The following is a 6946-nucleotide window of genomic DNA, read 5'->3' as shown; positions in this document are numbered from 1 at the left end:
CCCACCACTTTAGAGGATTTCCCCGCCGGATTTCAAATCCGGGCCCGAGTACCGTATTTGGGCAAGCCAAATAAGGCCCTCGCGGGTTCGTTCTCTTTCGAGTGAGTGCCGCATCGGTGATCACGTGATCCCTTACGGCGAGATGGTGCCGTCCAAAACCCCGGGGGGTGGACAGCTCGGAGAACATTACGCATCCACCACCCCACCGTCAAATCCACTGATCAGGCCGCGACCGGGACCTCCGCCGGACGGTCCGCCGCCGCCATGTCGCCCGTCTCGCCGGCCGCCACCGCCCGCTTCCCGAGCACGAACACATACGCGAGGAACGCCAGCTCCGCCGCCACCCCGATCGCGATCCGCGCCCACGTCGGCAGCCCGGACGGGGTCACGAAGCCCTCGATCAGCCCGGAGATCAACAGCACCACCGCCAGCCCCAGCGCCATACCGATGGCGGCCCGGCCCTCCTCCGCCAGCGCCGTCAGCCGGGTGCGCGGTCCCGGGTCCAGTACCGTCCAGCCCAGCCGCAGCCCCACCCCGGCCGCCACGAACACCGCCGTCAGCTCCAGCAGGCCGTGCGGCAGGATCAGCCCCAGAAAGACATCGAGCCGGTCGGCCGACGCCATGAGCCCGACCCCGATGGCCAGGTTCACCGCGTTCTGGAGGAGCACCCACAGCACGGGAATCCCCAGCAGCGCCCCGAAGGCCAGCGACATCCCGGCCACCTGAGCGTTGTTCGTCCACACCTGCGCCGAGAACGCCGCCGCCGGACTGCTGGAGTAGTACGTCTCGTACTGCCCCCCGGGCCGGGTCATCTCCCGCAGCGCCTCCGGCGCCGCCAGCGACGACTGCACCTCGGGCGTCGCCGCGATCCACCACCCCATGCCCGCCACCGCCACCGTGAACAGCACCGCCACCGGCACCCACCACCGCCGGGTCCGGTACAGCGCCGCCGGGAACCCGGCGGCGAAGAAGTGCGCCGCGTCCCGCCAGGTCGCCTTCCGGGTCCCCACCACCTTCGCCCGCGCCCGCGCCACCAGCGTGGTCAGCCGGTTGATCAGCACCGGATCGGGCGAGGAGGACTGAATCTGCGACAGCTGCGTCGATGTCCGCTGGTACAACACCACCAGCTCGTCCGTCTCCGCCCCACTGAGCCGCCGGCGCCGCCGCAGCAGCACATCCAGTCGGTCCCACTCCGCCCCGTGCGCGGCCATGAAGACATCGAGATCCATACGGAAAGCTTCCCAGATGACAATGCGAGACTGGGCAGATGAGTCAACTCGTCACGGGTGACGCGGTGGTGCTCGGGCTCCAGCCCGCGCGGGTGCCGACTCGGGCGATGGCGATCGCCATCGACGGCGCCGTCATCGTCACCGGCTATCTGCTGCTCAGCCTGCTGCTCCTCAGCGCCGTCGTCCCGCTCGGCGAAGCCACCGCGCAAGCGGTGCAGGTCGCGCTGCTCATCATGATCCTCGTCGGGGTGCCGATCGCCGTCGAAACCCTCACCCAGGGACGCTCGCTGGGCAAGCTGGTGCTGGGGCTGCGCGTGGTGCGGATGGACGGCGGCCCGGTGCGGTTCCGGCACGCGCTCGTCCGCGGGGTGATCGGCTTCGTCGAGATCCTGCTGACCGGCGGCGCCGTCGCCCTGATCGCCTCGCTCGTCTCCCCCCAGGGACGCCGGCTCGGGGATGTGTTCGCCGGCACCCTGGTGGTGCGCGAGCGGCTGCCCGGCCGCCGCACCGTACCGCTGCCCCCGCCACCGCCCGAGCTGGCCGGGCGGTTCACCCAGCTCGATCTCTCCCAGGTCCCGGACGGGCTGTGGCTCGCGGTGCGGCAGTACCTGACCCGGATGGCCAGGATGGAGCAGCACGCGGCCTGGTCCATGGGGCAGCGGCTGGCGGGCGATATGGCCGCCCGGGTGGGGTCACCCATGCCGCCCGGGGTCCATCCGGCCGGCTATCTGTCGGCGGTGGCCGCCGAGCGGCGGCGCCGGGACAGCGAGCGGGTCTTCGGCCGCCCCGCCGCGTACGTACCGCAGCACACGCCGCCGTACGTGCAGCCGTACGTGCCACCGACCCCGGCCGTGATTCCGCCCCCCACCGGGCTCACCCCGCCCTCCTGAGCTGCGAGGGCGGGGAGTCCAGCTCCTCCAGCTCGATGCCGGGTCCGGACAGGACCACATCGCCCGCCAGATGGACGGTGTGCCGCTCGCCCGTCTCCTGGTCGTCGATCCGGTAGGCGTGGACGGTGAGCACGCCGCCGCCGTCCGCCTCGTGGGTCTCGCCGCCGAGCGGCGTCCAGGTCTCGTCCCGGGTACGGGGCGCCAGCACCGGATCGGTGAACTCCACCAGCCGGACCCGGGTGCCGCCAGGACCCGGCGGCTCGCCCGCCCGCAGCAGCTGGGCGATGGCCACCAGATACGCCGGGGAGCGGCCGGCGAAGCCGTGCGCCCGGGCGTTGCCCTCCTGGGCGTGCTCGCCGGTGGGGTCGGTACGCACCCACGTCACCCCGGACAGCGCGGCACCACGCACCTGCCAGTCGCCGGCGTGGAGTTCGAGCCGCAGCGGGCGTCCGAGGTCGTCCAGGGTGAGGTCCACCGAGCCGGCCGGGCCGCCGTCCGGCGCGGTGGTGCGGGAGACATAGCGCCAGCCGTGCGGGCCGGGCGCGCACTGGAAGCGCTCGTCTCCCAGCGGCGTTCCGTCGTAGGGGTCGTGAAGGCTGTACCGGCCGCGTGGCATGGGGGCCAGGGTACGGCCCCCGGGCCACGCGGCCGGGCGCGGGATCAGTAGCGGTAGTGGTCCGACTTGTACGGGCCCTCGACCGGGACGCCGATGTAGTCGGCCTGCTCCTGGGTCAGTTCGGTGAGGCGCACGCCCAGGGCGTCCAGGTGCAGCCGGGCGACCTTCTCGTCCAGGTGCTTGGGCAGGGTGTAGACACCCACCGGGTACTCATCGGGCTTCGTGAACAGCTCGATCTGGGCGATCGTCTGGTTGGCGAAGCTGTTGGACATCACGAACGAGGGGTGCCCGGTGGCGTTGCCCAGGTTCAGCAGCCGGCCCTCGGAGAGCACGATGATGGTGTGCCCGTCGGCGAAGGTCCAGGTGTGCACCTGGGGCTTCACCTCCTCGCGCACCACGCCCGGGATCTTGGCGAGGCCGGCCATGTCCAGCTCGTTGTCGAAGTGGCCGATGTTGCCGACGATCGCCTGGTGCTTCATCCGCTCCAGCTGGCTCGCCGTGATGACGTCGCGGTTGCCGGTGGTGGTGACGAAGATGTCGGCGGTCTCCACCACGTCGTCGAGCCGCGCCACCTGGTAGCCGTCCATGGCGGCCTGGAGCGCGCAGATCGGGTCGATCTCGGTGACGATGACGCGGGCGCCCTGGCCGCGCAGCGACTCGGCGCAGCCCTTGCCGACGTCGCCGTAGCCGCAGACGACGGCGACCTTGCCGCCGATGAGGACGTCGGTGGCGCGGTTGATGCCGTCGATGAGGGAGTGCCGGCAGCCGTACTTGTTGTCGAACTTCGACTTGGTGACGGAGTCGTTCACGTTGATGGCCGGGAAGAGCAGGCTGCCGTTCCGGAACATCTCGTACAGCCGGTGTACGCCGGTGGTGGTCTCCTCGGTGACGCCCTGGATCTCCGCCGAGGCGTTGGTCCACTTCTGCGGGGTCTCGGCGAGGGTGCGGGTGAGGAGTTCGAGGATCACCCGGTGCTCCTCGCTCTCCGCGGCAGTGGCCGGGTCGGGTACGGCGCCGGCCTTCTCGTACTCGACGCCCTTGTGGACGAGGACGGTGGCGTCGCCGCCGTCGTCGAGGATCATGTTGGGGCCGCCGGTGGGGGTGTCGGCCCAGGTGAGGGCCTGCTCGGTGCACCACCAGTACTCTTCGAGCGTTTCGCCCTTCCAGGCGAAGACGGGGATGCCGGCCTCGGCGATGGCGGCGGCGGCGTGGTCCTGGGTGGAGAAGATGTTGCAGGAGGCCCAGCGGACGCGGGCGCCGAGCGCGACCAGGGTCTCGATGAGCACGGCGGTCTGCACGGTCATGTGCAGGGAGCCGGTGATGCGGGCGCCGGCCAGCGGCTGGGCGGCGGCGTACTCTTCGCGGATCGCCATCAGGCCGGGCATCTCGTGCTCGGCGAGGGTGATCTCCTTGCGGCCGAAGGCGGCCAGGGAGAGGTCGGCGACCTTGAAGTCCTGGGACATGCTGCTGCTCCTCCTGGGAGGGTTGGCTGACGGACAGAATGCAGTGCCGGGCCGATCGCGCGTCGCTCGTGGCATGCGCGGGCCCGGGCTTCGCATCCGTCGGAGGGCCTTCTTACCCCTCGGCCGGGCCGGGCCTGCTGGCCGCCCGACTGCCATCAGCAGCGACGTCTACTCCTACTCCGGGCCCAAATCTACACGCCGGGGGCGGTGCGTTCACAAGGCCACGGTGGCACGGAAGAGGGTGCCGGGGCCGGTGATCGTGACGGTTTCGGCCGCGGGGACGTAGGCGGAACGGCCGCGGGCCAGGGTCAGTTCGCCGCCTTCACCGTCACCGCGCAGGGTGACGGTACCGGCCGTGCAGAGCAGGATCTGCGGCCCGCCGGCCGGGATCGTACGGGCGGCGCCGTCCGCGCCGAGCACGTACCGGGAGAGCCGGAACTCGTCGATGGGCGTCGCGTACACCTCCTCGCCGTCGGCTCCGACGTCCGTTCGCGGGCGCAGCACGGCGGCTTCGGTGGGTTCGAAGCGGACGACGCGCAGCAGTTCGGGGATGTCGATGTGCTTGGGGGTGAGTCCGCAGCGCAGCACGTTGTCGGAGTTGGCCATGATCTCGACGCCGAGGCCGCTGAGGTAGGCGTGCGGGACGCCTGCGCCGAGGTAGAGGGCTTCGCCGGGCTCCAGGGTGACGTGGTTGAGCAGCATGGCGGCGAGGACGCCGGGGTCGCCGGGATAGTGCCGGGCGAGGCCGGCGTACGGGGTGTACGGGCCGCCGAGCCGTTCGGCGGCCTGGGCGGCGCGGTCGACGGTGCCGGCGAGGGTGGCGCGGTCGGCGCCGAGGATGGCGGTGAGGACTTCGCGCAGGGCGTGGGTGGCCGGCTGGGTGCGCAGGGTGAGCGCGTACGGCTTCAGCTCGTCGATGCCCAGGCCCTCCAGGAGGGTGGCGGCCTCCTCGGCGGGGCGGAAGCCGCACAGGCCGTCGAAGGGGGTGAGGGCGCAGATGAGTTCGGGCTTGTGGTTGGCGTCCTTGTAGTTGCGGTGCGGGGCGTGGAGCGGGACCTGGCGGGCCTGTTCGTCGGCGAAGCCGGTCTGGGCCTGGGCGCGGGTGGGGTGGACCTGGAGGGAGAGCGGGGAGCCGGCGGCGAGGATCTTGAGGAGGAACGGCAGCCGGGGGCCGAAGGCGGCGAGGGCGCGCGGGCCGAGTTCGGCCTCGGGGTCGGCGCTGATGGTCTCGGCGAGGGTGACGGGTCCCGCGCCGCCGCGCCCCAGGCGGGAGGGGGCGCCGGGGTGGGCGCCCATCCACAGTTCGGCCTGGGGGGTTCCGGTGGGCTCGGTGCCGAGCAGTGCGGGGATGGCGGTGAGCGATCCCCAGGCGTAGGGGCGGATCGGATTGTCGAGGCTGTCCATGGGCCCCTATGATCCCGGGCCCGAGGCGAGCGTGAGGTAAACGGCGGCGAAATCCAGGGGGACGAGAAGGTCGGCGAGGGCGGCCAGGGGTCCGCCGGTCCGTTCGGCGTCCTCGGCGGGGGTGAGTTCGCCCAGCGCGATGCCGTGTTCGTGGGTGAGGTCGCGGGCGGCGGCCACGGCGCCGATCGGGGCGTCGGCGGGGGTGCCGTCGCGCAGCAGGAACACCCGGGGGCGGGGGGCTTCCGGTTCCTCGACGCGGTCGCGGAAGAAGTCGTCCTCGGCGGTGCGGGAGGTGGCGGTGAGCAGGGCGCCGTGCGCGGCGAGGGCGCCGGGCAGCGCGGCGGGCAGGGCGGCGGTGCCGGCCAGTGCGGTGAGGGTGGCGGCGGCGTGCCGGGCGGCGGCGCCGGCGAGCGGGCCCTCGCTCCACAGCAGTGGCAGGGCTGCGGCGCATTCGGCGGCCAGGGTCTTGGCCGGGTTGCCGTGGGTGCGGGCGGTGGGGCCGCAGCGTTCGGCGAGGGCGTCGAGCCGGTCGGCGAGGGCGGCCACGGCGTCGGGTCCGGTGCCCTCGTACAGGCCGAGCCGGTCGCCGAGCAGCAGCAGCGGGGTGAGCAGTGCCCAGTACGGGCCGGGTGCGGCCGGGTGGGCGGCGGGCTCCAGGTGGGCGGGCCGGGTGAGCGGCACGGTGAGGTTGCGGCGGTGGGTGGTGGTCTCGGCGACCGGGCTGCCGGCGGGGGCGACGGAGACGATGGAGCAGCCGCGCCGGTAGGCGGCCTCGATGAGGAGGGTGAGTCCGGGTTCGGTGCCCTCGGCGGAGGTGATGAGCAGCAGGTCCATGGGGCCGGCCCAGCGCGGCAGCGGCCACTGGAGCGCGCCGGGTGCGGCGAGGGCGCCGGTGGCGGGCAGCACGGTGACGGGTGCGTAGCCCTCGGCGAGCGCGGTCAGCAGGTCGGCGGCGAGCGGCGTTTCGGGGCCGGTGCCGGCGAGGAGGACGGTGCCGGGGCGGCCCTCGGGGCGCAGCGTGTCGATGCCGGCCTCGGCGGCGGCGCGGGCGGCGGTGCGTACGTGCGCCCCGGCGGCGGCGGCGCCGCGCAGCAGGCCGCGGGGGTCGGCGCGCAGCAGCCGGTCGGGGTCCTCCAGGAGGGTTTCGTCGATCACCGGGAGGGCCTGCGGGCCTCGTCCTCCAAGAGGACGGGAACGCCGTCCCGCACGGGGTAGGCGAGGCCGCAGCCGTCGTCGGTGCAGATCAGTTCGCTGCCGGGCTCGTCCTCGCGGAGCGGGGCGTGACAGACGGGGCAGGCGAGGATCTCCAGCAGCGCGGCTTCGACGAGCGGCATGGGCGGCGTC

The 6946-nt window shown here is 73.0% G+C and carries 7 protein-coding genes; 1 reads left to right on the top strand and 6 read right to left on the bottom strand.

The features are described 5' to 3' along the window. Positions 1-221: 221 nt before the first annotated feature. Entirely contained in the window at positions 222-1229 is a 1008-nt protein-coding gene (locus AC5WRL_RS20800; protein WP_496090132.1) for a stage II sporulation protein M, read from the bottom strand. A 38-nt stretch (positions 1230-1267) separates the two neighbouring features. Between AC5WRL_RS20800 and AC5WRL_RS20795 the strand changes: the two genes are divergently transcribed. Then, a complete protein-coding gene (locus AC5WRL_RS20795) occupies positions 1268-2119 on the top strand; it encodes an RDD family protein (RefSeq protein WP_496090131.1) in 852 nt (283 codons plus the stop codon). On the opposite strand, the gene AC5WRL_RS20790 is transcribed toward AC5WRL_RS20795, so the two are convergent. From AC5WRL_RS20790 to AC5WRL_RS20770, 5 genes are all read right to left on the bottom strand, one after another. Continuing rightward, on the bottom strand, positions 2103-2735 hold the full coding sequence (locus AC5WRL_RS20790; RefSeq protein ID WP_496090130.1) for a hypothetical protein: 633 nt from the start codon (positions 2733-2735) through the stop codon (positions 2103-2105). The genes AC5WRL_RS20795 and AC5WRL_RS20790 overlap by 17 nt on opposite strands. Positions 2736-2779: 44 nt before the next feature. Further along, positions 2780-4198: an adenosylhomocysteinase gene (gene ahcY, locus AC5WRL_RS20785; RefSeq protein WP_496090129.1), complete on the bottom strand. Its 1419-nt coding sequence runs from the start codon at positions 4196-4198 to the stop codon at positions 2780-2782. 213 nt (positions 4199-4411) lie between these two features. Further along, positions 4412-5602, bottom strand: coding sequence for a mannose-6-phosphate isomerase, class I (manA, locus tag AC5WRL_RS20780; RefSeq protein WP_496090128.1), 1191 nt, complete (start codon positions 5600-5602; stop codon positions 4412-4414). Between the two features lie 6 nt (positions 5603-5608). Further along, entirely contained in the window at positions 5609-6757 is a 1149-nt protein-coding gene (locus AC5WRL_RS20775; RefSeq protein WP_496090127.1) for an SIS domain-containing protein, read from the bottom strand. Then, entirely contained in the window at positions 6754-6936 is a 183-nt protein-coding gene (locus tag AC5WRL_RS20770; protein ID WP_496090126.1) for a Trm112 family protein, read from the bottom strand. The genes AC5WRL_RS20775 and AC5WRL_RS20770 overlap by 4 nt, the downstream gene beginning before the upstream one ends. Positions 6937-6946: the final 10 nt, after the last annotated feature.

It is taken from the genome of Streptomyces sp. NTD107, assembly GCF_059510435.1.
This window is presented reverse-complemented; position numbering and strand designations above follow the sequence as displayed.